Consider the following 24,076-nt stretch of genomic DNA (forward strand, 5'->3'; position numbering starts at 1 on the left):
GATGTACACCGGGTTCAGCCGGGCACCGCCAGCTCGAACCAGACGGTCTTCCCGCCGCCGCCGGGCCGCGTTCCCCAGCGGCGGGCGGCGCCGGCCACCAGTTGCAGGCCGCGGCCGCTCTCGTCCTCGGGCCGGGCGACGCGCTCGCGGGGCGGATCGGGCAGCGGGTCGGACACCTCGACCAGCAGCGCGTCGCCGGTCCGCGCCGGGCGCACCAGCCGCACCCCGATGGGGCCGGTGGCGTGCCGCAGGGAGTTGGTCACCAGCTCGCTCACCAGCAGCGCGGCGAGGTCGGCGACGCAGTCGAGATCCCACCCCCGCAACTGGCCGCGGACCGCGCTGCGGGCGCTGCGCACGACGCCCGGCTCCGCCGGGAAGATCCACTCGGCGCAGTCGCCATCGGTGTCGATCACGCCGATCACTTCCCAGGCCAGCGAGCCCACCCATGTCCGTTTTCATGGGGTTAATGGGCACATACCCGGTATCCATGAGGGCTTACCGCGCGGGACGTCGCACCGTGGTGCGAACGGCCTAGGAGCCCCGCCGCCCGGCGGCGCTCCGCCGCTCAGCGCGCTCCCGTACCCAGGCGGGCGGCGACCTCGCGGACCGCGGGGACGTCCTGTTCGAGCCAGGGCACCTCCCAGAGCCGCTCCGGGGTGAGCCAGCGCAGTTCGTCGTGGTCCTGGAGGGGCCGGGGCGCGGCGGAACCGGGGCGCAGCCGGGCGGTCCACACCCGCAGCACGTACGGCGACTTCAGCGGCCACTCCCCCGGCACCCGCTCGACGGGCTCGGCGTCGATGCCGAGCTCCTCGGCCAGTTCACGCGTCAGGGCGTCCTCGGGGCGTTCCCCCGGCTCCACCTTGCCGCCGGGAAGCTCCCAGCGCCCGGCCAGCTCGGGGGGTGCGCTGCGGCGCGCGGCGAGCAGCCGGCCGGCGTCGAGCAGGGCGGCGCCCACCACCACGGTCCGATCCGTCATGGGCTGGAGCCTACGGGACGCCGGAGAAGGTCAGTTGTGGGCGCCGTTGCCGATGCGCTCGACCCAGTAGAGCTGCTTGTGCCCGTGGTCGTCGAGGCTGTCCGCGATCTTCTGGGCCTCGGCCCGGGTCGCGTACCGTCCCACGCGGTAGCGGTTGCCGTTGTCGTCCTGCCGTATCACGATCCAGGGCAGGGACACCCCCGTGCCCTCACTCATGGCCCCCACCGCTCCTTCTCGCACCGCCCCGCCCTCCCTCGCACCCGGGCGCCCGCCGAGCCCCGCCCGAGGAAACCGCAGTCCGCATATGCCCGAGCGTACGCCCAACCTTCACGGAGCGAATACGTCTTTTCACAAAGAGGTACGCAACCAGCCAGAACGCAGGGGGCGTGCGGCAGCGAACGCGCCGCCCCCTCCGCCGGTGTCGTGGGCCGGGGCCGTTTCACCCACACCTGCGATCACCTGGGAGAACGGCCGGATAGCAACGGCGCTCACCGCACCGGGTAACGGCGCGGGCGGTGGTGCGCGGCCCCGCGGCGCGTGCCGGAGTGTGCGCTACTTCACGGGCAGGTGGTAAGCGGCACGGTACCGGTCGGCCGGGATCACGACGTCGGCTGTCTCCACGGGGCGGCCGGAGGCGAAGTAGGTGCGCTGGATGACGAGGACCACATGGCCGGGTACGCCGCCCAGGAGGTTGAGTTCCTCGGCGAGACCGGGACGGGCGCCGACCTCCTCGGTGACGTTGTCCACGATGACGTCGATGGCCCGCATCCGCTCGACCACCCCCATGCCGCCGAGCGGCCCCTCCTCGGGCAGCATCACCGGGGTGCGGCCGGTGACGGCGAGCGGTTCCCAGGAGGTGGAGAGCATCATCGCCTCGCCCACCTCCCGGAACAGGTACTTCGTACGCATCACGCGCGCACCGGGGTCGACCCCCAGCCGCTCGGCGATGGCGGCCCCCGCGATGACCTGCTCGCTGCTCGACTCCCAGGTGCCGCGCACGGAGGCGTCCGCCTGCTCCTGCCGGAAGGGCGTGGCGCCCGAGGAGGGACGGAAGCCCGAGCGGGCCACGCTCCTGGGCACCGGCCGCTCGCGCACGTACGTCCCCGAACCGGAACGCCCCTCGACCAGCCCCTCGGCCATGAGGACCTTGCGGGCCTCCAGCGCGACGGTGTCCGAGACGCCGTACTCCTCGCGGATGCGGGCCTGGGAGGGGAGCCGGGTATGGGGAGGCAGTGAACCGTCGACGATCTTCTTGCGGAGATCACCCGCGACACGCAGGTACGCCGGCTGTTCACCGAAAGTCACTGGCCGCTCCCATCAGGTTGTACAGACAGCAACAGCCTGGCAACCGTGGGTTGGCCCATGCAAGCGAAGGCCAGAGAATCACTCGATGTGATGACATCGGGCCGGGGAGGGCTCCTCCCAGGCACTTTCTCCCCCCTGCGGCCGCAACCACACCTGCGCGCTCCTCGCCCGGCCGGACGCCGGGGCCGGGGTGCCGCTCACACCGCCATGCCGCTGCCGCCGTCCGAGCCGCCGCCGTTCGAGCCGCCCCTGTTCGAGCCGCCGCCCCCCGGGCCGCCGCCGTCCTCACCGTCGCCGGCCGGCGGGGTGGTCTCCAGCCCCAGGGCCTTCCGGGCGGGCACCGCCTGCTTCGGGTCGAGCAGGCGCAGGCCGGTGTCGTAGTGCTGGTGGAAGGCGTCGGCGTCCTTCGCCCGCGCGGCCTTCGCCCATTCGGCACGGGCCCTGTCGAGGCCCGCGGCCAGGGCGGTGACCGGCGTCCGGGCGCCGGCGGGCCAGTCGTGGCCGCGCAGTGTCCGGGCCTGTCCGTCCAGTGCCGCGGCGACCCGCCCGGCCCACGCCCGGTGGCCCGGCAGGTCGTCCTCGACGTACTCCTCGTCCGGGGCCGACTCGACCGCCGCGTTCAGGATGTGAGCGGCTTTCAGGTACGCGACCTGGTCGGCGTCCAGGACGGTCGCGTCGTTGCGCAGCGACCCGGTCAGGTTCCCGCCCTCGGCCGCGTTGCCGAAGACGCAGGTGACCTCGCGGTCCCCGGCCGCCCAACTGCCTTCGGTGGGCATGAGGTAGTAGACGTCGACGTCGTCGGGTACGGCCCAGGCGTCCATCGCGTAGCTGTCCCGGAGCCCGTGGCAGCGCTCGTCGGCGGTGCCGCTCACGGAGGCGTCACCGGGGTAACCGCCGTCCCGCAGCCGGAACGTGGCGAACACCTCGCCGTCGTGCTCCCCGGAGCAGGGCACCCCGGTCACGACCTCGGTACCGCCGCTCAGGGCGCCGCTGGGCGAGTCGAAGCAGTCCCCCTTCACCAGCGAGGCGTCCGCGCCGTCGCGCGCCCCTTGCTTCACTTCCTCCCAGAAGCTGGACGCTCCGCCCGTGGCCAGCATCAGCGCCCACAGCGCGAGCCCGATGCCGGACAGCACCGAGCCGCCGACCGCCAGTCCCGTCCCGCGCTCGCCCCGCCGCCGGATCTGCCGCAGCGCGATCAGCCCGAACACCAGGCCCACGCCGGGCAGGCAGCACAGCACGCCGAACACCATCGAGGTGATGGCGAGGCCGTTGACGGGGGCGGGCCGGTTGTAGGGGCTGTAGCCCTGCGCCCACGGCTGGTACGCCGGCCCCTGCGGAGACCCCGGCGGCCCGTACGGCCCCTGCGGGTACGGCTGCTGGGGCGGCTGGTGCGGCCCGTGCGGCTGCTGCGGGCCGGCGGGCGGGGGTATGGACACCGGTACCGTGCTCCTGGCTGTTGGGCTGATGCGACTGCGCGCATGTTAAGCCAGGTCAGCGCTTCCGGGGACCGTGATCGCGGCGGACGACGCGGAAGGGCCGGGCTCCGCCGGACCCGGCCCCTCCGTGCGCGCGGTCAGACGTTGAAGCGGAACTCCACCACGTCGCCGTCCTGCATCACGTACTCCTTGCCCTCCATACGGGCCTTGCCCTTGGCGCGGGCCTCGGCGACGGAGCCCGCCTCGACCAGGTCGCCGAAGGAGATGACCTCGGCCTTGATGAAGCCCTTCTGGAAGTCGGTGTGGATCACACCGGCCGCCTCGGGGGCCGTGGCGCCCTTCTTGATCGTCCAGGCGCGGGACTCCTTGGGGCCGGCCGTGAGGTACGTCTGCAGGCCGAGGGTGTTGAAGCCGACGCGGGCGAGCGTGGCGAGGCCGGGCTCCTCCTGGCCGACGGACTGCAGCAGCTCCAGGGCCTCCTCCTCGTCCAGCTCGGCGAGGTCGGCCTCCAGCTTGGCGTTGAGGAAGATCGCCTCGGCGGGGGCGACCAGGGCGCGCTGCTCGTTCTTGAAGTCCTCGTCGACCAGTTCGTCCTCGTCGACGTTGAAGACGTAGAGGAACGGCTTGGTGGTGAGCAGGTGCAGGTCGTGCAGGAGCTCGTTGCGCTCGGTGCCCTGGACGATGCCGTGCGCGAAGAGCGTGTCGCCCTTCTCCAGGATCTCCTTGGCCTCCTCGACGGCCTTGACCTTCGGGGCCACGTCCTTCTTGATCCGCGACTCCTTCTGGAGCCGGGGCAGGACCTTCTCGATGGTCTGGAGGTCGGCGAGGATCAGCTCGGTGTTGATCGTCTCGATGTCGTCCTTCGGCGAGACCTTGCCGTCGACGTGCACGACGTTCTCGTCCTTGAAGGCACGGATGACCTGGCAGATCGCGTCGGACTCGCGGATGTTGGCGAGGAACTTGTTGCCCAGGCCCTCGCCCTCGGAGGCGCCGCGCACGATGCCGGCGATGTCGACGAAGTCGACCGTGGCCGGGAGGATGCGCTCCGACTTGAAGATCGACGCGAGCCTGGCGAGCCGTCCGTCGGGGACGCCGACCACGCCGACGTTCGGCTCGATCGTGGCGAACGGGTAGTTGGCCGCCAGCACGTCGTTCTTGGTCAGGGCGTTGAACAGGGTCGACTTGCCGACATTGGGCAGGCCGACGATTCCGATCGTGAGCGACACGTTGCGACTTCCCGTAGATGAGAGGGGCCAGGGGCTGCCAGGGGCCAGAGACACTGGCCGATCCACCAGTCTACGGCGTCCCCGGCGACGGGCTCGCGGGAGCGAGGGAGGTCCGGCCGAGCCGCTGCCACCGGCGTGTCTGAGGGCTGATTGAACACATAAGCAGACCTAAGTTGGTCCAATGGAGCAGCGCAGAAGCCGACCCACGAACAACGGACGGCGACGGGTCACACCGCCCGCGTCGCTGCCGCCGCAGGTACGTCGGCCGGTGCCGCGCACGGCGCGGCCCGCGGCCGGACGGCCGCAGGGCGCCGGGCCGTCGGACGGGCAGCCGGCGGGACTGCGGCTCACCGGACTCGGCGGGGGGCTGTTCTGCGCGGCGGCGATGTTCGTGCTCGGTCTGCTGGACCAGCTCGTGTTCGGTGCGTCCCTGACGCTGTACGGCGTGCTGTTCCTGCCGGTGTGCGTGCTGACCGCGCTGTGGGTCCGCGGCGGTGACGTGCTCACCGCGCCGGTCGTCGTGCCGATCTCCTTCGCGGCGGGCCTGTTCCCCGTCGCTGACGGCGGCGGGGGGCTGCTCGGGCGGCTGATGGGGCTGGTCACCGGGCTCGCCACGCAGGCGGGCTGGCTGTACGGGGGGACGCTGCTCGCGGGGCTGATCGTGCTCGTACGCCGGGTGCTGTGGGTGCGGGCCCGCCGGAGCCGCGGCTGACCGGCGGGCCCGCCCCCGGGGCCTCACGTCAGGATCACGCCGGGCTCGCCCCGATCCGCGCGGGAGGCCCCAGGGCCTGCCTGGCATGTCCCGCCGGGCCCGCGAGCTGTCGGACAGGCCCTAATCCCGCAGGCGTGCCTGTGCCTGGGCCGCGTGCATCGCGGCTCCGACGATGCCCGCGTTGTTCTGTAGCTGGGCCGGCACGATCTCGGCCTTGACGCCCTCGATGAGGTGCAGGAACTTGTCCGCCTTGCGGCTGACCCCGCCGCCGACGATGAACAGCCCGGGCGAGAAGAGCATCTCGACGTGGGCCAGGTACTTCCCGACCCGGCGCGCCCACTGCTCCCAGCTCAGGTCGTGGTCCTCCTTGGCCTTGCTGGAGGCCCGCTTCTCGGCCTCGTGGCCGTTCAGCTCCAGGTGGCCCAGCTCGGTGTTGGGGACGAGGACGCCGTCCACGAACACAGCGCTGCCGATGCCGGTGCCGAAGGTGAGCAGGACGACCGTGCCACGCCGGTCCCGGCCGGCGCCGAACTGCATCTCGGCGACGCCCGCCGCGTCCGCGTCGTTGACCACGGTCACCGGCAGGCCGCCCAGCCGGCCGCCGAACAACGCGCGCGCGTCCGTGTCCACCCAGCTCTTGTCGACATTGGCCGCCGTGCGGACCGTGGCGCCGTCCGTGACCACTCCGGGGAAGGTCAGGCCCACCGGGCCCGTCCAGCCGAAGTGGTCGACGACCTGCTTCACCCCGTCGGCGACGCCGTCGGGCGTCGCCGGGTGCGGGGTGAGCACCTTGCAGCGCTCCTGGGCCAGGTCGCCCTTGTCCAGGTCCACAGGGGCGCCCTTGATCCCGGATCCACCGATGTCCACGCCGAAGATCTGCATGGCCCCACGTTACGACGTGCCACTGACGGTCATGTCACGCAGATGCCCGTCACACGTCGGAGGCGCCGCTTCCGCCGCGCTCGGCGACCAGGGCCGCCGCCTCGTCGCGCAGGTCGCGGCGCAGCTCCTTGGGCAGCGAGAAGGTGATGGACTCCTCGGCGGCCTTGACGATCTCCACGTCCCCGTAGCCGCGCTCGGCGAGCCACTCCAGGACCTGCTCGACCAGCACCTCGGGGACGGAGGCGCCGGAGGTGACGCCGACCGTCGTGACGCCCTCCAGCCAGGCCTCGTCGATCTCGTCGGCGAAGTCCACCAGGTGGGCGGCGCGGGCGCCGGCCAGCTTGGCGACCTCGACCAGCCGCTTGGAGTTGGAGGAGTTGCGCGAGCCGACGACGATGACCAGGTCGGCCTCGGCGCCCATCTGCTTCACGGCGAGCTGGCGGTTCTGGGTGGCGTAGCAGATGTCGTCGCTCGGCGGGGAGACGAGGCCGGGGAACTTCGTCTTCAGGGCGTCGACGGTCTCCATGGTCTCGTCCACGGAGAGGGTGGTCTGGGACAGCCACACGACCTTCGAGGGGTCGCGGACCTCGACCTTGGCGACGTCCTCGGGGCCGTCGACGAGCTGGATGTGCTCGGGGGCCTCGCCGGAGGTGCCGATGACCTCCTCGTGGCCCTCGTGCCCGATCAGGAGGATGTCGTAGTCGTCCTTGGCGTACCGCACGGCCTCCTTGTGGACCTTGGTGACCAGCGGGCAGGTGGCGTCGATCGTGGCCAGCCGGCCGCGCTCTGCCTCCTCGTGCACGACCGGGGCGACGCCGTGCGCGGAGAACATCACGATGTTGCCCGGCGGCACCTCCTCCGTCCGCTCGACGAAGACGGCGCCCTTCTTCTCCAGGGTCTGCACGACGTACTTGTTGTGGACGATCTCGTGCCGGACGTAGATCGGGGCCCCGTACTGCTCGAGGGCCTTCTCGACGGCGATCACGGCGCGGTCCACACCGGCGCAGTAGCCCCGGGGGGCGGCGAGCAGGACACGGCGGCCAGACGAAGCGGTCATGGGACCCATCGTAAGGGTGTGTTCACGGGCTACGGGATCTCGTGCCCGCCCGGGCCGTCACCCGGGCACGCCGCGGGCGCGCGTGCGGGCGGGGCCTTTTGTCGGTGCCCGCCGTTACGCTCGCGGCATGGCTGTGAACACGTCGCCCGAGACGCCCCTGCCCGTCGGTGAGGTCTCGCGGCTCATCGGCAGGTGGATCGACCGGCTGGGCGCGGTGTGGGTCGAGGGGCAGATCACCCAGCTCTCGCGGCGGCCGGGCGCCGGGGTGGTGTTCCTGACCCTGCGGGACCCCTCGCACGACATCTCGGTCAGCGTGACGTGCTACCGGCAGGTGTTCGACGCCGTGGCCGACGTGGTCGGCGAGGGCGCCCGGGTCGTCGTCCTGGCGAAGCCGGAGTGGTACGCGCCGCGTGGCCAGCTGTCCCTGCGGGCCGCCGAGATACGGCCTGTCGGCGTCGGTGAGTTGCTGGCCCGTCTCGAGCAGCTCAAGAAGGCGCTCGCGGCCGAGGGGCTGTTCGCGCCGGAGCGCAAGAAGCCGCTGCCGTTCCTGCCGCAGCTCATCGGGCTGGTCTGCGGCCGGGCCTCAGCGGCGGAGCGGGACGTGCTGGAGAACGCCCGCCACCGCTGGCCCGCCGTCCGGTTCGAGGTGCGCAACGTGGCCGTGCAGGGTGTGCACGCCGTGCCGCAGGTCGTGCAGGCGGTGAAGGAGCTGGACGCGCTCGACGAGGTGGACGTCATCGTCGTCGCGCGCGGCGGCGGCAGCGTGGAGGACCTGCTGCCGTTCTCCGACGAGCAGCTCGTGCGCGCGGTGGCCCAGTGCCGTACGCCGGTGGTGTCCGCCATCGGGCACGAGCCCGACAGCCCGCTGCTCGACCATGTGGCCGACCTGCGCGCCTCCACCCCGACCGACGCGGCCAAGAAGGTCGTGCCGGACGTGGGCGAGGAGTTCGAGCGGGTGCGGATGCTGCGGGACCGGGCCAGGCGTTGCGCGTCGGCGGCCGTGGAGCGGGAGGAGCGGGGGCTGGCGCACGCGCTGGCGCGTCCCTCGATGGAGGACCCGCACCGGATGGTCGACGAACGCGCCGACCACGTGGCGTCGCTGCTGGACCGTGGCCGGCGCACCCTCGGCCACCTCCTGGACCGCGCCGACTCCGAGCTGACGCACACGCACGCGCGCGTGGTGGCCCTCTCCCCGGCGGCCACGCTCAAGCGCGGCTACGCGGTGCTGCAGCGGGCGGACGGGCACGTGGTGCGCGACCCGGAGGAGGTGTCCGGGGGCGAGCCGCTGCGGGCGCGGGTGGCCGAGGGCGAGTTCGGCGTCCGGGTCGACGCCCCGGCATGATCCGCACGGGAGGCCCTGGGGGTCTCCCGCCTCGACCGGCCCGGCCCGTGAGACCGGCATGATCGAAACGAGACGACCTAGGGTGGGTGGATGACCAGCAAGGTGGACGAGGCGCTCTCCTACGAGCAGGCCCGGGACGAGTTGATCGAGGTCGTACGGCGGCTGGAGGCGGGCGGTACGACGCTCGAGGAGTCCCTGGCGCTGTGGGAGCGGGGCGAGGAGCTGGCCAAGGTGTGCCGGCGCTGGCTGGAAGGGGCGCGGGCCAGACTCGACGCGGCGCTGGCTGAGGAGGCCGGGGAGGACGCCGAGTAGGGAGACGGGACGGCACGCGGCAGTGTGCCGGTTCTCACCGCACCCCCAACTTGGTTGAAGGTTGAACTTTGCCGTAGGGTCTGGTGCGTCAGCCGGTCCGGCGCCCGGGCCGGACGCGCACCCGAGGAAGGCACGCATGTCTCTCGTTCTTGACCCCGCCGCCCAGGACCTGCTGTTCCGCGAGGCCCGCACCGCGAACACCTTCACCGACGAGCCGGTGACCGAGGAGCAGGTCCAGGCGATCTACGACCTGGTCAAGTACGGTCCCACCGCCTTCAACCAGTCCCCGCTGCGCATCACCCTGGTCCGCTCCCCCGAGGCCCGCGAGCGCCTGGTGAAGCACATGGCCGAGGGCAACCGGGCGAAGACCGCCACCGCCCCGCTCGTCGCGATCCTCTCCGCGGACAACGAGTTCCACGAGGAGCTGCCGGCCCTGTTCCCGGCCTTCCCGCAGGCCAAGGACGCCTTCTTCGCCGAGCGCCCGGTCCGCGAGGGCTCCGCCGCGATGAACGCCGCCCTCCAGGCCGGCTACTTCATCGTCGGCGTCCGCGCCGCCGGGCTCGCCGCCGGCCCGATGACCGGCCTCGACTTCGAGGGCGTCCGCAAGGAGTTCCTGGACGACGACCACACCCCGCTGATGGTCGTCAACATCGGCCGCCCGGGCCCGGACGCCTGGTACCCGCGCTCGCCGCGCCTGGCGTACGAGGACGTCGTCACGACCGTCTGACCTGCACGCACGCGAAGAGGCCCCCGGCATCCGCCGGGGGCCTCTTCGCGTGGGCGCGGGCGCCGCGCTCAGGACATTCTCAGGGCCGCCGCCATCTTCGTCAGCCGGTCGAAGGGGGCCGTGCCGGCCACCACCGTGGTGGAGCCGGGGGTGTCCTCCAGGACCAGGGCGTGGTATCGGCCGCCGGTGTAGCGGGTCCAGGTGCGCTCGCCGATCCGCTCGGTCCGCTTCGTCGCCTTCGAGCCCTGGCTGGCTTCCTGGATGAAGTCGGACCGTTTCTGAGTCGACTGCTCGACCTGCACGTACTGGCCCTCGGGATCCTGGAAGCCGAGGTGCCAGCGGTCGGAGTCCTCACCCTGGAAGCGCACCGAGGTCGCCTTCCAGGTGCCGGGCAGGCCTTCCGGAGCGGCCACCGGGTAGCTCGCGGCACGACGCGCCGTGACCAGCTCGACCTGGTAGTCGACCCGCTTGATGTCGGGAGCGTGATCGTCGTGCGGGACGAAGACGTAGATGACCGCCGCCGCGATCCCGATGAGGCCCAGGGAGAGGATCATGTCCCGGACCGTCTTCTGCTTGCCGTTGGAACCTGCCACGCCCTCTATCGTCGCAGGTGCCCGGAGCGCTCATCCGTGGGGTCCCCTGCTCATTTTGTCTGCTCAACGATAGAGTCGGGACCAAGACCCTCATCCGGCCGTCGTCGTATCAGAAAGGTGCGCTCCGATGACCGAGAATCATCATCTGCCGTCCGAGCTCGATGTGCCCTCAGAGGCGCCCGACCGCAACCTCGCCCTGGAACTCGTCCGGGTGACCGAAGCCGCCGCCATGGCCGCCGGCCGCTGGGTCGGGCGCGGTGACAAGAACGGCGCCGACGGCGCCGCGGTGCGCGCCATGCGGACCCTCGTCTCGACCGTCTCGATGAACGGCGTCGTCGTCATCGGCGAGGGCGAGAAGGACGAAGCCCCCATGCTCTTCAACGGGGAGCACGTGGGCGACGGCACCGGGCCCGAGGTCGACATCGCCGTCGACCCGATCGACGGCACCACCCTGACCGCCAAGGGCATGCCCAACGCGATCGCGGTCCTCGCCGCCGCCGAGCGCGGCGCCATGTTCGACCCGTCCGCCGTGTTCTACATGGACAAGCTGGTCACGGGCCCCGAGGCCGCCGACTTCGTCGACATCAACGCCCCCGTGTCGGTGAACATCCGCCGGGTCGCCAAGGCCAAGCGCCGCACGCCCGAGGACGTCACGGTCGTCATCCTCGACCGCCCCCGGCACGAAGGCATCATCAAGGAGATCCGCGACACCGGCGCCCGCATCAAGCTCATCTCCGACGGTGACGTGGCCGGCTCCATCCTCGCCCTGCGCGAGGGCACCGGCATCGACCTGCTGCTCGGCATCGGCGGCACCCCGGAGGGCATCATCTCGGCCTGCGCCGTGAAGTGCCTGGGCGGGACCATCCAGGGCAAGCTGTGGCCCAAGGACGACGAGGAGCGCGCGCGGGCCGTCGACGCCGGGCACGACCTGGACCGGGTGCTGACCACGGAGGACCTGGTCACCGGCGAGAACGTCTTCTTCGTCGCCACCGGCATCACCGACGGCGAGCTGATGCGCGGGGTGCGCTACCGGTCGGAGACCGCCACCACCGACTCGATCGTGATGCGGTCGAAGTCCGGCACCGTGCGGCGGATCGACTCCGAGCACCGGCTGAGCAAGCTGCGGGCCTACAGCGCGATCGACTTCGACCGGGCGAAGTGACCCGCCGGGGCGAGCACCGCTCCCCCGCAGACCGATGGGCGCCCCCTGTGCGGAGGGGGCGCCCATTTCCCGTCTCAGCCGGCTATGCGCTCCGCCGTCGCCCGCGCCGCCTTCTTGAGCTCGAGCTCCCGCCGGCGGCGGCGCGCCAGCACCACACGGCGCTCGGCCGCCGTCAGACCGCCCCAGACTCCGTACGGCTCGGGCTGGAGCAGGGCGTGCTCGCGGCACTCGACCATGACGGGGCAGCGCGCGCAGACGCGCTTGGCCGCCTCCTCGCGGGACAGCCGGGCGGCCGTCGGCTCCTTGGACGGGGCGAAGAACAGGCCCGCCTCGTCGCGCCGGCACACCGCCTCGGTGTGCCAGGGGGCGTCTTGGTCCCGGTCGCGCGCTGGCACCCGCTGGGCCGGAACGGCAGCTACCTGCAGGGACGAATGCGGCGGTTGCAGCACGGTCTACTCCTGACGACGGCTTCGCGAGTGAGCGACGATGCAGCAAGGCCTACCCGCTGTGCGCGCGCCTATGCACAGCGTTCGCGACCGCGGGCGCACGGCGGCCGGTTCACGCCCCCGCCCGCCCGCGGACGACCGGACGGCACCCTTCCGGGCACCGCCGGATTCGCGGCCGTCAACGGTCCAGGTGTTTGCGCAGCTTCCTGTCGACCTTGTCCTGGACCCGGTCGACCTTGTCGTGGACCCGGTCGAGGATGTCCGCCACGCGCCTGCCGCGCTTGGCCCGCGCCTCCACGTTGCCGAGCACCGCCCAGCCGTCGACGTAGACCACGGGCGCCTCCGAGTCGGCCGAGTCGAGCGGGGCCACCTCGAAGTTGCCCAGCACGCCGCCGCCCGTGCCGCGCAGCGAGACGTTCTCCGGCACCCGGATCTGCACGTCGCCGAAGACCGAGACGGCCTTGACGACCACCTGCTGGTACTCGAAGATCGCCTCGCTCAGGTCGATCTCGACGCTGCCGAAGACCGCGTACGCGTGCAGCCGGCGCCCGGCCCGCCAGCGGCCGCGCCGCATGGCGCTGCTGAAGACGGCCACCACGTTGGCGTCCGCCTCGGCGGGCACCGCGCCGGGGGCCGGGCGGGGCGGCACGGCCGTGTAGGAGGACGCCGCGGGCCCGTGGTGGGCGGCGGGCAGGTCGCGTATGAAGACCTCCAGCTCGCCGACCGTCTTGGCGTGCAGCACCCCCTCGACGCGCTCGGCGTGCTCGTCCGCGGTCAGCCTGCCCTCGGCCAGGGCCTCGCGGAGGATGTCGGCGACGCGGTCGCGGTCGGCGTCCGAGGCGCGCAGGGCGGCGGGGGCCGGCGGCCCGTCCTGGGCTGGGGCGTGCTTCTGAAGGTCCACGGCAGCAGCGTACCGAAACGCGATAGATCGCGACTAGGGGTGTGGACGACCGCGGGCGTGTCGAACTGAGCCTCACCTCACAGCTTCCGCGCCGACGGCAGGTTCTACGCTGGTGGGGCCCGCCAACGTCGGCGGGCAGCCGTCCGTCAGAGTGAGGAATGGGCTGAGATGCCTAAGTTCGCGTACACCGATCTGCTTCCCCAGGGCGAGGACACCACCCCGTACCGGCTGGTGACCTCGGAAGGCGTGTCCACCGTCGAGGGGCCGGACGGGCGGACGTTCCTCAAGGTGGAGCCGGAGGCGCTGCGCAAGCTCGCCGAGGAGGCCATCCACGACATCCAGCACTACCTGCGCCCGGCCCACCTCGCCCAGCTCCGCCGCATCGTCGACGACCCGGAGGCCTCGGGCAACGACAAGTTCGTCGCCCTGGACCTGCTGAAGAACGCGAACATCGCGGCGGCCGGCGTGCTCCCGATGTGCCAGGACACCGGCACCGCGATCGTGATGGGCAAGCGCGGCCAGAACGTCCTCACCGCGGGCGAGGACGAGAAGGCCCTCTCGCACGGCATCTACGACGCCTACACCAAGCTGAACCTGCGCTACTCGCAGATGGCTCCGCTCACCATGTGGGAGGAGAAGAACACCGGCTCCAACCTCCCGGCCCAGATCGAGCTGTACGCGACGGACGGCGGCGCCTACAAGTTCCTGTTCATGGCCAAGGGCGGCGGCTCCGCCAACAAGTCCTTCCTGTACCAGGAGACGAAGGCCGTCCTGAACGAGGCCTCCATGATGAAGTTCCTGGAGGAGAAGATCCGCTCGCTCGGCACGGCCGCCTGCCCGCCGTACCACCTGGCGATCGTCGTCGGCGGCACCAGCGCCGAGTACGCGCTGAAGACCGCGAAGTACGCCTCCGCGCACTACCTGGACAACCTGCCTTCCGAGGGCTCGCCGCTCGGCCACGGCTTCCGGGACGAGGACCTGGAGGAGAAGGTCTTCGAGCTGACCCAGAAGATCGGCATCGGCGCGCAGTTCGGCGGCAAGTACTTCTGCCACGACGTGCGCGTGGTGCGGCTGCCGCGGCACGGCGCGTCCTGCCCGGTCGCGATCGCCGTCTCCTGCTCCGCCGACCGCCAGGCGGTCGCCAAGATCACCGCCGAGGGCGTCTTCCTCGAGCAGCTCGAGACAGACCCGGCGCGGTTCCTGCCGGAGACCACGGACGAGCACCTGGAGCAGGACGGGGACGTCGTCCGGATCGACCTGAACCAGCCGATGGACGAGATCCTCGCCGAGCTGGCCAAGTACCCGGTCAAGACGCGGCTCTCCCTCACCGGCCCGCTGGTCGTGGCCCGCGACATCGCGCACGCCAAGATCAAGGAGCGGCTGGACGCCGGCGAGGAGATGCCGCAGTACCTGAAGGACCACCCGGTCTACTACGCGGGCCCGGCCAAGACGCCCGAGGGCTACGCGTCCGGCTCCTTCGGCCCGACGACGGCCGGCCGCATGGACTCGTACGTGGCGCAGTTCCAGGCGGCGGGCGGCTCCAAGGTGATGCTCGCCAAGGGCAACCGCAGCAAGCAGGTCACCGAGGCGTGTGCCGCGCACGGCGGCTTCTACCTCGGCTCCATCGGCGGCCCGGCCGCCCGCCTCGCCCAGGACTGCATCAAGAAGGTCGAGGTCCTGGAGTACGAGGAGCTGGGGATGGAGGCCGTCTGGAAGATCGAGGTCGAGGACTTCCCGGCGTTCGTCGTCGTCGACGACAAGGGCAACGACTTCTTCCAGGACCCGGCGCCGCAGCCGACGTTCACCAGCATCCCGGTGCGGGGCCCGGGCCTGGGCTGATCCGGCGGCGGTACCCGTGAAGAGCCCCTGGCGCGTCGCCGGGGGCTCTGCCGTTCTCCCGGCGCCGGACGACCGCGCCGGGAAGGGCGGTGGACCGCACTCGCCGTGCGGCGGCGCCGCTCCCGGGCCGTGACGGGGACGCGGGTCAGCGCGGAAGACAGCCGAACCAGTTGACCGTGGCGCCGTCGGCGATGAAGCCCATGCACGTGATGGTCCTGTCGTGCAGCCTCTCGGTCCGGTCGACCGGGCCGTCCAGGTAGGCCGTCGTGTGGTGGGCCTCCACCAGGTCGTCGACCGCGACGCGGTACCAGCGGCCGTCACCGGACGGCAGGTCGCATCCGCGGGCCGTCAGCTCGCGGCTGGGATCGCCGCTCCAGACGGGCCGTTCGGCGCGGTCGCAGTGGACTCCGCCCGCGGCGCCGGCGGTGCCGGCTCCCGCGCCCAGCAGGGTCGCCGCACCTATGGACACCGCCGCGAAGCCGCCGAGCAGACGTTTGGGAGTGAGACGCATCGATCGGTCCTCCTGCCGGCCGTGGTGGCGGCGGGAATCGCCCACCACCTCGGACTGATAGTCACATTTATCCGTGATGTCCCGCCCGGCGGCCGGGGGTCCGATCCCCCGACCCGGTGACCACGGTGGTGCCAATGGGCCCATGGCCCGGAACAACCGCCGCGCCCCGATCGCTGACAAGGGCATGAGCGACTACCGCATCGAACACGACTCCATGGGCGAGGTCCGGGTGCCGGCCCACGCCAAGTGGCGGGCGCAGACGCAGCGCGCCGTCGAGAACTTCCCCGTCTCCGGGCAGCGGATCGAGCGGGCGCACATCGAGGCGCTGGCGCGGATCAAGGGCGCCGCGGCGAAGGTGAACGCCGAACTGGGCGTGCTGGACGAGGACGTCGCGCGGGCGATCCAGGACGCGGCCGCCGAGGTCGCCGCGGGGAAGTGGGACGAGCACTTCCCGGTGGACGTGTTCCAGACCGGGTCCGGGACCTCGTCCAACATGAACACCAACGAGGTCATCGCCACCCTGGCCGGCGAGCGGCTCGGCACGGACGTGCATCCCAACGACCACGTCAACGCCTCGCAGTCCTCCAACGACGTCTTCCCGTCCTCCCTGCACATCGCCGCCACCGCCGCCGTCACCCACGACCTGATCCCGGCGCTGGAGCACCTCGCCGCCGCTCTCACGCGCAAGTCCGAGGAGTTCGCGGACGTGGTCAAGGCCGGGCGGACGCATCTGATGGACGCGACGCCGGTGACCCTGGGTCAGGAGTTCGGGGGGTACGCGGCCCAGGTCCGGTACGGCGTGGAGCGGCTGCGGGCCTCGCTGCCCCGGCTGGCGGAACTGCCGCTGGGCGGGACCGCGGTCGGCACCGGGATCAACACCCCGCCCGGGTTCTCCGCCGCGGTCATCGCGGAGGTCGCGCGGGCCACCGGGCTGCCGCTCACCGAGGCCCGCGACCACTTCGAGGCGCAGGGCGCCCGGGACGGGGTGGTGGAGACCAGCGGGCAGCTCAGGACCATCGCGGTGGGGCTGACGAAGATCGCCAACGACCTGCGCTGGATGGCGTCCGGGCCGCGCACCGGTCTCGCCGAGATCCGGCTGCCCGATCTGCAGCCGGGGTCCTCGATCATGCCGGGCAAGGTCAACCCGGTCATCCCCGAGGCCGTGGTCATGGTCGCCGCCCAGGTGATCGGCAACGACGCGACCATCGCCACGGCCGGCGCCTCCGGCAACTTCGAGCTGAACGTGATGCTGCCCGTCATCGCCAAGAACGTGCTGGAGTCGGTCCGGCTGCTCGCCAACGTCTCCCGGCTGCTGGCCGACCGGACCGTGGACGGCATCACCGCCGACCGGGAACGCGCCCGCGAGTACGCCGAGTCCTCGCCCTCGGTGGTGACGCCGCTGAACAAGTACATCGGCTACGAGGAGGCCGCGAAGGTCGCCAAGAAGTCGCTGGCCGAGCGCAGGACCATCCGCGAGGTCGTGCTGGAGGGCGGCTACGTGGAGCGCGGCGACCTCACCCTGGAGCAGCTCGACGAGGCGCTGGATGTCCTGCGGATGACACACCCGTGACAACTGGCCCCGCCGCGTCGGTCCGTGACGCGAACCGCAGGCGTTCACATGTGTACGGCACCTAATATCTGTTCATGGCGGACGACGGAGCGGTGAGACGAGCGGCGGCGGGGCCTGCGCCCTACTGGACCCCCGGGAGCCAGATCCTGTGGCGGTACCGGGAGAACGCCGGCGCACGCTTTCACATCGCGCGGCCCGTCACCGTCGTCCGGGACGACGCGGAGCTGCTCGCGGTGTGGATGGCGCCCGGTACCGAGTGCGTGAAGCCGGTGCTCGCCGACGGCACGCCGGTGCACGTGGAGCCGCTGGAGACCCGCTACACCAGGCCGCGCGCCGTGCAGCGGGACCGGTGGTTCGGCACGGGTGTGTTGAAGCTGGCCCGGCCCGGCGAGCCCTGGTCGGTGTGGCTGTTCTGGGAGCCGGGGTGGCGGTTCAAGAACTGGTACGTCAACCTCGAACAGCCGCTGGCCCGCTGGGCGGGCGGGGTCGACTCCGAGGACCACTTCCTGGACATCTCCGTCCACCCGGACCGCAGTTGGCACTGGCGGGACGAGGACGAGTTCGCGCAGGCCCAGCGGGACGGGCTGATGGACGAGGGGACCGCCGCGCGGGTGCGGGCGGCCGGGCGGGCCGCGGTGGAGGTGATCGACGCCTGGGGCCCGCCGTTCTCCGAGGGCTGGCAGCACTGGCGCCCGGATCCGTCCTGGGGGGTACCGTCACTCCCCGAGGACTGGGACCGTACGCCCGCGCACGTGTCCTCATGAGACCCTTGATGCGCCCCCGGCCCACAACCGTAGGATCGTCCTCCGCAAGAATCCGCAAGGCAACTCCCGGGGTGCGAACCGGGTCTGACCAGACGTCACCGAGGGGCGGCAGGAGTGAGCGAGGGGTACGAGGGCAACACCCCGGCGGACCCGGCAGGGTCCCTCGGCGGCACAGGCACGACCTCTGACCACGCCGGAATTCCGTTCCTGGGGCATGTATTCCGGGTATCGGACTCTCGGCGGGACCATGTGCGCGCCCGGCGCGCAGCCCCGGACGGATGGATTCGACGCGCGTGACGGAGCACCCCACGTCCTACGACCGCCCGCAGTCGGGCGCCGACCCCGCGGAGTCCCGCGGGGCGCTGCTGCGTACCCAGGGGCCGCCCGGCGGCCCCGCCTTACCGGCGCAGGCCCGGGCCGACGGGCCACCCGCCGCACCGGGGACGGCGACGCCCCGCGGCAAGGGGAACAAGGGAAAGGAGCCCCCGGTCAACGGCCCCGAGCACTCCCAGCCCGCCGCCGCGCCGGCCATGGGGGCGCCTGCCGCGCGAGGGGAAGCGAGCGTGGGGGACCATCGTCCGCGTCCGGCGGCGGAGGCCATTCCGCCGCAGCCGGGCGCCCAGCAGGAACGAGCGCCGGGCGGCCAGGACCGCCGTACCGGGCGGGGACTGCCGCCGGGGCGGCCGATGCCCATGCGGCGCGACGGGGACCGCCTGAGGTTTGTGGGCGCGGCGACCCGGCGGATCGCGCGCGGCCTCGATCTGGACGAGATCGTGATGGGGCTGTGCCGGGCCACCGTGCCGACGTTCTCCGACGCGATCCTGGTCTATCTGCGCGACCCGCTGCCGGTGGGCGACGAGCGTCCGACCGGGCCGGTGGTGCTGCGGCTGCGCCGCACCGACCGGATCCCGGACGAGCGGGACACCGAGGGGCTCCCGCTGCCGCCGTTCCCGGAGCCCGAGCCGGAGGCGTCCGCCCTCACCGAGCTGTCCTCGCTGACCACCGAGCTGTGCGAGGTGCGGCCCGGCGGCGCCCTGAACGAGGTGCTGCGCGGGGTGCGCCCGGTGTTCGCGGACGCGCCCGCCGCCCGGGCGGCGCTGCCCGAGCTGCTCGGCGAGAGCGGCGAGGCGGCCGTGCCGGGCGGCCGGCATGCGATCCTCGCGCCGCTGCGCGGCCGGCGCCGGGTGATCGGCGCCGCGCTGTTCCTGCGCCGCCCGGAGCGGCTCGCGTTCGAGGCGGACGACCTGCTGGTGGCGGCGCAGCTCGCCACGCACAGCGCGCTCGGCATCGACAAGGCGGTGCTGTACGGCCGGGAGGCGTACATCGCCGACGAGCTGCAGCGCACCATGCTGCCGGAGACGCTGCCCCGGCCGACCGGGGTGCGGCTGGCGTCCCGCTATCTGCCGGCGGCGGAGACCGCGCGGGTGGGCGGCGACTGGTACGACGCGATCCCGCTGCCGGGCAGCCGGGTGGCGCTGGTGGTCGGCGACGTGATGGGGCACTCCATGACGTCGGCGGCGATCATGGGCCAGCTGCGCACGACGGCGCAGACGCTGGCCGGTCTCGACCTGCCTCCGCAGGAGGTGCTGCACCACCTGGACGAGCAGGCGCAGCGGCTGGGCACCGACCGCATGGCGACCTGTCTGTACGCCGTGTACGACCCGGTGACGCACCGCATCACGATCGCCAACGCGGGTCATCCGCCGCCCGTGCTGCTGCACCTGGGCGGCCGGGCGGAGGTGCTGCGGGTGCCGCCGGGCGCGCCGATCGGCGTGGGCGGGGTGGACTTCGAGGCGGTGGAGCTGGACGCGCCGGCCGGGGCCACGCTGCTGCTGTACACCGACGGGCTGGTGGAGTCCCGGCTGCGGGACGTGTGGACCGGCATAGAGCAGTTGCGCGAGAAGCTCGCGGCGACCGCGCGGCTGACCGGCCCGGACCATCCGCCGCCGCTCGAGGCGTTGTGCGACGAGGTGCTGGACATGCTCGGCCCGGGCGACCGGGACGACGACATCGCGCTGCTCGCGGCCCGTTTCGACGGGATCGCGCCGAGCGATGTGGCGTACTGGACGCTGGAGCCGGAGACCGCGACGCCCGGGCAGGCCCGCCGGCTGGCCCGGCGCGCGCTGGCCCGGTGGGGCATGGAGGAGCTGACCGACTCGGTGGAGCTGCTGGTCAGCGAGGTGGTCACGAACGCCGTGCGCTACGCCACCCGTCCGGTGACCCTGCGGCTGCTGCGCACGGACGTGCTGCGCTGCGAGGTCGGCGACGACGTGCCCCAGTTGCCGCGGCTGTGCCAGGCGCGGGCGACGGACGAGGGCGGCCGTGGGCTGTACCTGGTCAACAAGCTGGCCCGGCGCTGGGGCGCGACCCGGCTGAGCACCGGCAAGGTGGTCTGGTTCGAGCTGAACCGGGGGTGAGCGCGCAGGAGGAGGGGCGCCCGGATCACTCCGGGCGCCCCTCCTCCTGTGTGCCTACTGGTTCCGTGGGTGCGGCTGGCCGAGGTTGTCGGCGGGGTTGAGCGGGTCGTCGCTCGTGGGGGCCGTCGGCGGCTCGCTGGACGGGCTCTGGGACGGCGACTGGGAGGGCGACTGGCTCGGCGTCCGCGACGGGCTCTGGGACGGCGACTGGGACGGCGACTGGGACACCGGCGGTTCGCTGCTCGGCGAGCTCGACGGGGTGTCGGACGGGGACTGGCTGACCGTCGGGGTGTCCGACGGCTCGACGGCCGCGCCCTGGGTGGTGTCCAGGTCGAAGCGGGACCTGTCGGTGACCCCGAAGGTGTAGGCCGCCCAGATCTCCGCGGGCGGGCCGCCGCCGTTGACCCGGCCGCCGCCCATCGCCCCGCTGAGGGAGACATGGTCGTTCTTCTTGACCGGACTGCCGTCGCAGCCGGTGCCGCCGTTCTTCGCCGCCTCGCCGAACAGGCCGACGGAGGTGACGAGGCCGGGGGTGTAACCGGTGAACCAGGCCGAGCGGTTGCAGTCGGAGGTACCGGTCTTGCCCGCCACCTGCTGGCCGTCGCGCAGCGGGTTGCCCGCCACGGACGTGCGGGCGGTGCCGTCGTCGACCACGCCGGTGAGCACCGAGGTGACGCTGTCGGCGACCGTGCGGCTGATCACCTGGCCGCCGACGGGGTCGGGCATCCGGACCGCGTGGCCCTTCTGCTCGGCCGACTTGACGATGCTGGGCGTCACCTGGCGGCCGTGGTTGTCGAAGGTGGCGTAGATGCCGGCCATCTCCAGGGGGCTGGCTCCCATGGAGCCCAGCGTCTGGGCGGGCACCGCCTGCATGCCCTCGGTGTCCATGCCGAGCTGCTTGGCGGTGCTCATCACCTTGTCCATGCCGACGTCGACGCCCATCTGCGCGAAGACGGAGTTGACGGACTGGTTCATCGCCTGCTGGACGGTGATGGGGCCGTAGTTCCGGTTGTCCTCGTTCGGCGGCGCGAAGCCGACCTTGGCGCCGTGGTCGACGGCCTGGCGGCGGCTGGTGCCGTCGTAGACCGTGCCGGCGGTGATCGGCTTGCCCTCCTGCGTGGTGGCGTTGTGCGCCAGCGCGGCGGCGAGGATGACCGGCTTGAACGTGGACGCGGGCTGGTAGTCCCGGCGGGTGGCGTTGCTGGTCCAGTGGGTGAAGTAGTCCTCGCCGCCGTACATGGCGACGATCCGGCCGGTCTTGGGGTCCACCGACACGGCGCCGGCCTGGACGTCGGCGTCGACCTTGCGCTTCTTCGGCTCCAGTCTGCTGGTGAGCCGCTCCTTGACGGCCTTCTCCAGCGCGGCCTGCTTCTTGCGGTCGACGTTCAGGGTGATGGTCCAGCCCTGGCCGGCGACCTTGGCCGCCGCGTCGGACCTGGACAGGCCCTCGTCCTGCATCAGCTTCTGCGCGAGCTGGGCGTTGGCGAGCGTGACCAGGTAGCCCTTCTGGCCCTCCATGCCGGGGGCGCCCTTGGGCTCCTTGGGCACCGGGAAGGTCATGGCGTCGCGCTTGGCCTTGGGCAGCCAGTGCTCCTCGACCATGTTGTCCAGGACGTAGTTCCAGCGCGCCTTGACCAGCCGCTTGCCGGTGGGGGTGGCGGCCGCCCAGTCGTACTGGCTGGGCGCCTGCAGCAGGGCGGCCAGGTAGGCGCCCTGCTGGACGGTGAGGTCCTGGGCGTCGACGCGGTAGTAGGCCTGGGCGGCGGCCTGGATGCCGTAGGCGTTGCGGCCGTAGTACGAGGTGTTGATGTAGCCGGCGAGGATGTCGTCCTTGGACTTCTCGCGCTCCACCTTGAGCGAGATGACCAGTTCCTTCAGCTTGCGCGAGACGGTCTGGTCCTGGTTCAGGTAGTAGTTCTTGACGTACTGCTGGGTGATCGTGGAGCCGCCCTGCTTGCCCCGCCCGGACAGGGTGTTGACCAGGCCACGGGCGGTGCCCTTGAGGTCCACTCCGGGGTCGGTGTAGAAGGACTTGTTCTCGGCCGCCACGAAGGTGAGCTGGACCTTCTTGGGCACCTTGTCCAGGTCGACTATCTCGCGGTTGACCTTGCCGTCGCGGGCCAGGATGGTGCCGTCGCTGTACTTGTAGACGTTGCTCTGCCGCTGGGCGGCGACGTTGCCGGCGGGGATGTCGACCGCCATGTACAGCGCGACGAAGGCGCCGATGGAGAGCAGGCACAGTCCGAAGAACGTGCCGAGGATCTTCTTCCAGGTGAACAGCCGGCGTATTCGGCCCTTGGCGGGCCTGCCGCCGGCCGCCGCGGACGCGGCCGTGGGCTGCGAGCGGCGGCTCCGGGGCGCCGCGCGGCGGCCACCGCGCTGTCGCGCTCGTCTCTCTTCCGCTCGTCCCATGAGTCCTACGCTCCCGCTTCCGTCTCAGTGGTCAGCTCCGAAAGCTAACACCCGCCTATATGACAAAGGGCGTCCGATCCGCCCTTTTACGGACGTGACAATCAGCACCCGCCTCAAGGGAACCGACGGATATCTCTGGCGTGGGGTTGCCCGGCGGCTTAAAGTGATATCACTTAGCTAGTACGAAGCCGGGCGCCCGAGGGAGTCGGGCGCCACCGAGAACGGGGGGACCCCCATGTCCGCACACGACACGGCCACCACCGCCGACATACCCGAGATGCCCGCGCCGCGCGTGCGCGAGTTCCAGGCCCACAGCATCGGCGGCGGTCTCGCCCTGCTCCTCGGCCTGCTCGGGCTCGCCGCCGCCGCGGCCCTGTTCGCCGCCGGCTCGGCGGTGACCGCGGACGGGTCCAGGGCGGCGCTCGTCGTGGGCGGCGTGCTGGTCCTCCTCGCCTCGGTGATCGCCATGCGCGGCCTGAACACGGTCGCGCCCGGCGAGGCGCGTGTGGTCCAGCTCTTCGGCCGCTACCGGGGCACGATCCGGCAGGACGGCCTGCGCTGGGTGAACCCCTTCACCTCGCGCACCCGCATCTCCACCCGTGTGCGCAACCACGAGACCGCCGTCCTGAAGGTCAACGACGCCTACGGCAACCCGATCGAACTGGCCGCGGTCGTGGTCTGGAAGGTCCAGGACACCGCGCAGGCCACCTTCGAGGTGGACGACTACGCCGAGTTCGTCGCCACCCAGACCGAGACGGCGGTGCGGCACATCGCCATCGAGTACCCCTACGACGCCCACGACGAGGACGGCCTCTCGCTGCGCGGCAACGCCGAGGAGATCACCGAGAAGCTGGCCGTCGAACTGCAGGCGCGGGTGGAGGCGGCCGGGGTGCGGGTCGTCGAGTCGCGCTTCACGCATCTCGCGTACGCTCCGGAGATCGCCTCGGCGATGCTCCAGCGCCAGCAGGCCGGCGCGGTCGTCGCGGCCCGGCGGCAGATCGTGGACGGCGCGGTCGGCATGGTGGAGGCGGCGCTCGCCCGGATCGCGGAGCAGGACATCGTGGAGCTGGACGAGGAGCGGAAGGCGGCGATGGTGTCCAACCTGATGGTGGTGCTGTGCGGCGACCGCGCCCCGCAGCCGGTGCTCAACACCGGGACCCTCTACCAGTGACGGATCGGCCGGAGGAGACACCGCGGCGACGGCCTCAGCAGCGCAAGCAGGTGCTGCTGAGGCTGGATCCGTCGGTCTACGACGCCCTCGCGCGCTGGGCCGGCGACGAACTGCGGTCGGCCAACGCGCAGATCGAGTTCCTGCTGCGCAAGGCACTGTCGGAGGCGGGGCGCCTGCCGCGGGACACCGGTCCGCTACCCCGCCGCGGACGGCCGCCCCGGGGCCCGGCCGCCGGACCGCCGCCGGGCTGAACAGGCCCTGGCGGCAAGGCCCGTTCCCGTGTGCGCGGGGACGGGCCCGCGGTCGTTACCGAAC

General features: G+C 72.1%; 24 protein-coding genes. 11 read left to right on the plus strand and 13 right to left on the minus strand.

What is annotated here, in order from left to right; all coding sequences use genetic code 11:
- Nucleotides 1-14 precede the first annotated feature (14 nt).
- The 6 genes from TNCT1_RS01610 to ychF all read right to left on the minus strand — a co-directional run bounded on the left by TNCT1_RS01610 (nucleotide 15) and on the right by ychF (nucleotide 4,943).
- Entirely contained in the window at nucleotides 15-443 is a 429-nt protein-coding gene (locus TNCT1_RS01610) for an ATP-binding protein (RefSeq protein WP_143627335.1), read from the minus strand.
- 122 nt (nucleotides 444-565) lie between these two features.
- Nucleotides 566-976, minus strand: coding sequence for a (deoxy)nucleoside triphosphate pyrophosphohydrolase (locus tag TNCT1_RS01615; RefSeq protein ID WP_143627337.1), 411 nt, complete (start codon nucleotides 974-976; stop codon nucleotides 566-568).
- A gap of 30 nt (nucleotides 977-1,006) precedes the next feature.
- A complete protein-coding gene (locus TNCT1_RS01620; protein WP_143627340.1) occupies nucleotides 1,007-1,192 on the minus strand; it encodes an SPOR domain-containing protein in 186 nt (61 codons plus the stop codon).
- Between the two features lie 336 nt (nucleotides 1,193-1,528).
- Nucleotides 1,529-2,281 (minus strand): GntR family transcriptional regulator, encoded by a 753-nt coding sequence (locus TNCT1_RS01625; protein ID WP_143627343.1) that lies wholly within the window; start codon nucleotides 2,279-2,281, stop codon nucleotides 1,529-1,531.
- A gap of 197 nt (nucleotides 2,282-2,478) precedes the next feature.
- Complete coding sequence (locus TNCT1_RS01630; protein WP_174266103.1) at nucleotides 2,479-3,717, minus strand: DUF4190 domain-containing protein; 1,239 nt, start codon at nucleotides 3,715-3,717, stop codon at nucleotides 2,479-2,481.
- Nucleotides 3,718-3,854: 137 nt separating this feature from the next.
- The gene (gene ychF, locus TNCT1_RS01635; RefSeq protein WP_143627345.1) at nucleotides 3,855-4,943 is read right to left on the minus strand and encodes a redox-regulated ATPase YchF; all 1,089 of its coding nucleotides are present in this window, start codon (nucleotides 4,941-4,943) and stop codon (nucleotides 3,855-3,857) included.
- A 181-nt stretch (nucleotides 4,944-5,124) separates the two neighbouring features.
- On the opposite strand from ychF, the gene TNCT1_RS01640 reads away from it, so the two are divergent.
- Nucleotides 5,125-5,655: a DUF6542 domain-containing protein gene (locus tag TNCT1_RS01640; protein ID WP_143627347.1), complete on the plus strand. Its 531-nt coding sequence runs from the start codon at nucleotides 5,125-5,127 to the stop codon at nucleotides 5,653-5,655.
- A 120-nt stretch (nucleotides 5,656-5,775) separates the two neighbouring features.
- Here TNCT1_RS01640 and ppgK read toward each other — a convergent pair whose 3' ends face one another.
- Nucleotides 5,776-6,537 carry a polyphosphate--glucose phosphotransferase gene (gene ppgK, locus TNCT1_RS01645; protein ID WP_143627349.1) on the minus strand — a complete coding sequence of 254 codons (762 nt, stop codon included), beginning with the start codon at nucleotides 6,535-6,537 and terminating at the stop codon, nucleotides 5,776-5,778.
- 49 nt (nucleotides 6,538-6,586) lie between these two features.
- Nucleotides 6,587-7,603: a 4-hydroxy-3-methylbut-2-enyl diphosphate reductase gene (locus tag TNCT1_RS01650; protein WP_143627351.1), complete on the minus strand. Its 1,017-nt coding sequence runs from the start codon at nucleotides 7,601-7,603 to the stop codon at nucleotides 6,587-6,589.
- A 118-nt stretch (nucleotides 7,604-7,721) separates the two neighbouring features.
- Between TNCT1_RS01650 and xseA the strand changes: the two genes are divergently transcribed.
- From xseA to TNCT1_RS01665, 3 genes are all read left to right on the plus strand, one after another.
- The gene (xseA, locus tag TNCT1_RS01655; RefSeq protein WP_143627353.1) at nucleotides 7,722-8,936 is read left to right on the plus strand and encodes an exodeoxyribonuclease VII large subunit; all 1,215 of its coding nucleotides are present in this window, start codon (nucleotides 7,722-7,724) and stop codon (nucleotides 8,934-8,936) included.
- Nucleotides 8,937-9,026: 90 nt separating this feature from the next.
- The gene (locus TNCT1_RS01660) at nucleotides 9,027-9,248 is read left to right on the plus strand and encodes an exodeoxyribonuclease VII small subunit (RefSeq protein ID WP_143627355.1); all 222 of its coding nucleotides are present in this window, start codon (nucleotides 9,027-9,029) and stop codon (nucleotides 9,246-9,248) included.
- Between the two features lie 136 nt (nucleotides 9,249-9,384).
- A complete protein-coding gene (locus TNCT1_RS01665) occupies nucleotides 9,385-9,975 on the plus strand; it encodes a malonic semialdehyde reductase (protein WP_143627356.1) in 591 nt (196 codons plus the stop codon).
- Between the two features lie 68 nt (nucleotides 9,976-10,043).
- On the opposite strand, the gene TNCT1_RS01670 is transcribed toward TNCT1_RS01665, so the two are convergent.
- The gene (locus tag TNCT1_RS01670) at nucleotides 10,044-10,568 is read right to left on the minus strand and encodes a DUF4245 domain-containing protein (RefSeq protein WP_143627359.1); all 525 of its coding nucleotides are present in this window, start codon (nucleotides 10,566-10,568) and stop codon (nucleotides 10,044-10,046) included.
- Nucleotides 10,569-10,695: 127 nt separating this feature from the next.
- Here TNCT1_RS01670 and glpX point away from each other — a divergent pair, with 127 nt between their 5' ends.
- Nucleotides 10,696-11,730 (plus strand): class II fructose-bisphosphatase, encoded by a 1,035-nt coding sequence (gene glpX / locus TNCT1_RS01675; RefSeq protein WP_143627361.1) that lies wholly within the window; start codon nucleotides 10,696-10,698, stop codon nucleotides 11,728-11,730.
- A 74-nt stretch (nucleotides 11,731-11,804) separates the two neighbouring features.
- Here glpX and TNCT1_RS01680 read toward each other — a convergent pair whose 3' ends face one another.
- Nucleotides 11,805-12,179, minus strand: a complete 375-nt coding sequence (locus tag TNCT1_RS01680) for a WhiB family transcriptional regulator (protein ID WP_143627362.1) — start codon at nucleotides 12,177-12,179, stop codon at nucleotides 11,805-11,807.
- Between the two features lie 175 nt (nucleotides 12,180-12,354).
- A complete protein-coding gene (locus TNCT1_RS01685; RefSeq protein WP_143627364.1) occupies nucleotides 12,355-13,077 on the minus strand; it encodes a DUF1707 domain-containing protein in 723 nt (240 codons plus the stop codon).
- Between the two features lie 168 nt (nucleotides 13,078-13,245).
- Here TNCT1_RS01685 and TNCT1_RS01690 point away from each other — a divergent pair, with 168 nt between their 5' ends.
- Complete coding sequence (locus TNCT1_RS01690; protein WP_143627366.1) at nucleotides 13,246-14,916, plus strand: fumarate hydratase; 1,671 nt, start codon at nucleotides 13,246-13,248, stop codon at nucleotides 14,914-14,916.
- A gap of 145 nt (nucleotides 14,917-15,061) precedes the next feature.
- Here the strand turns inward: TNCT1_RS01690 and TNCT1_RS01695 are convergent, their stop codons facing one another.
- On the minus strand, nucleotides 15,062-15,427 hold the full coding sequence (locus tag TNCT1_RS01695; protein ID WP_143627368.1) for a hypothetical protein: 366 nt from the start codon (nucleotides 15,425-15,427) through the stop codon (nucleotides 15,062-15,064).
- A gap of 184 nt (nucleotides 15,428-15,611) precedes the next feature.
- On the opposite strand from TNCT1_RS01695, the gene TNCT1_RS01700 reads away from it, so the two are divergent.
- The 3 genes from TNCT1_RS01700 (at nucleotide 15,612) to TNCT1_RS01710 (ending at nucleotide 20,178) form a co-directional block, all read left to right on the plus strand.
- Complete coding sequence (locus TNCT1_RS01700; protein WP_143628282.1) at nucleotides 15,612-16,997, plus strand: aspartate ammonia-lyase; 1,386 nt, start codon at nucleotides 15,612-15,614, stop codon at nucleotides 16,995-16,997.
- A gap of 74 nt (nucleotides 16,998-17,071) precedes the next feature.
- Entirely contained in the window at nucleotides 17,072-17,761 is a 690-nt protein-coding gene (locus TNCT1_RS01705) for a DUF402 domain-containing protein (protein WP_143627370.1), read from the plus strand.
- Nucleotides 17,762-18,039: 278 nt separating this feature from the next.
- A complete protein-coding gene (locus tag TNCT1_RS01710; protein WP_174266104.1) occupies nucleotides 18,040-20,178 on the plus strand; it encodes a SpoIIE family protein phosphatase in 2,139 nt (712 codons plus the stop codon).
- Nucleotides 20,179-20,232: 54 nt separating this feature from the next.
- Here the strand turns inward: TNCT1_RS01710 and TNCT1_RS01715 are convergent, their stop codons facing one another.
- Nucleotides 20,233-22,590, minus strand: coding sequence for a transglycosylase domain-containing protein (locus tag TNCT1_RS01715; protein WP_143627374.1), 2,358 nt, complete (start codon nucleotides 22,588-22,590; stop codon nucleotides 20,233-20,235).
- Between the two features lie 235 nt (nucleotides 22,591-22,825).
- On the opposite strand from TNCT1_RS01715, the gene TNCT1_RS01720 reads away from it, so the two are divergent.
- On the plus strand, nucleotides 22,826-23,761 hold the full coding sequence (locus tag TNCT1_RS01720; RefSeq protein WP_143627376.1) for an SPFH domain-containing protein: 936 nt from the start codon (nucleotides 22,826-22,828) through the stop codon (nucleotides 23,759-23,761).
- Nucleotides 23,758-24,012: a hypothetical protein gene (locus TNCT1_RS01725; RefSeq protein ID WP_143627378.1), complete on the plus strand. Its 255-nt coding sequence runs from the start codon at nucleotides 23,758-23,760 to the stop codon at nucleotides 24,010-24,012. The genes TNCT1_RS01720 and TNCT1_RS01725 overlap by 4 nt, the downstream gene beginning before the upstream one ends.
- Nucleotides 24,013-24,076: the final 64 nt, after the last annotated feature.

The organism is Streptomyces sp. 1-11, from assembly GCF_007176755.1.
GTDB lineage: Bacteria > Actinomycetota > Actinomycetes > Streptomycetales > Streptomycetaceae > Streptomyces.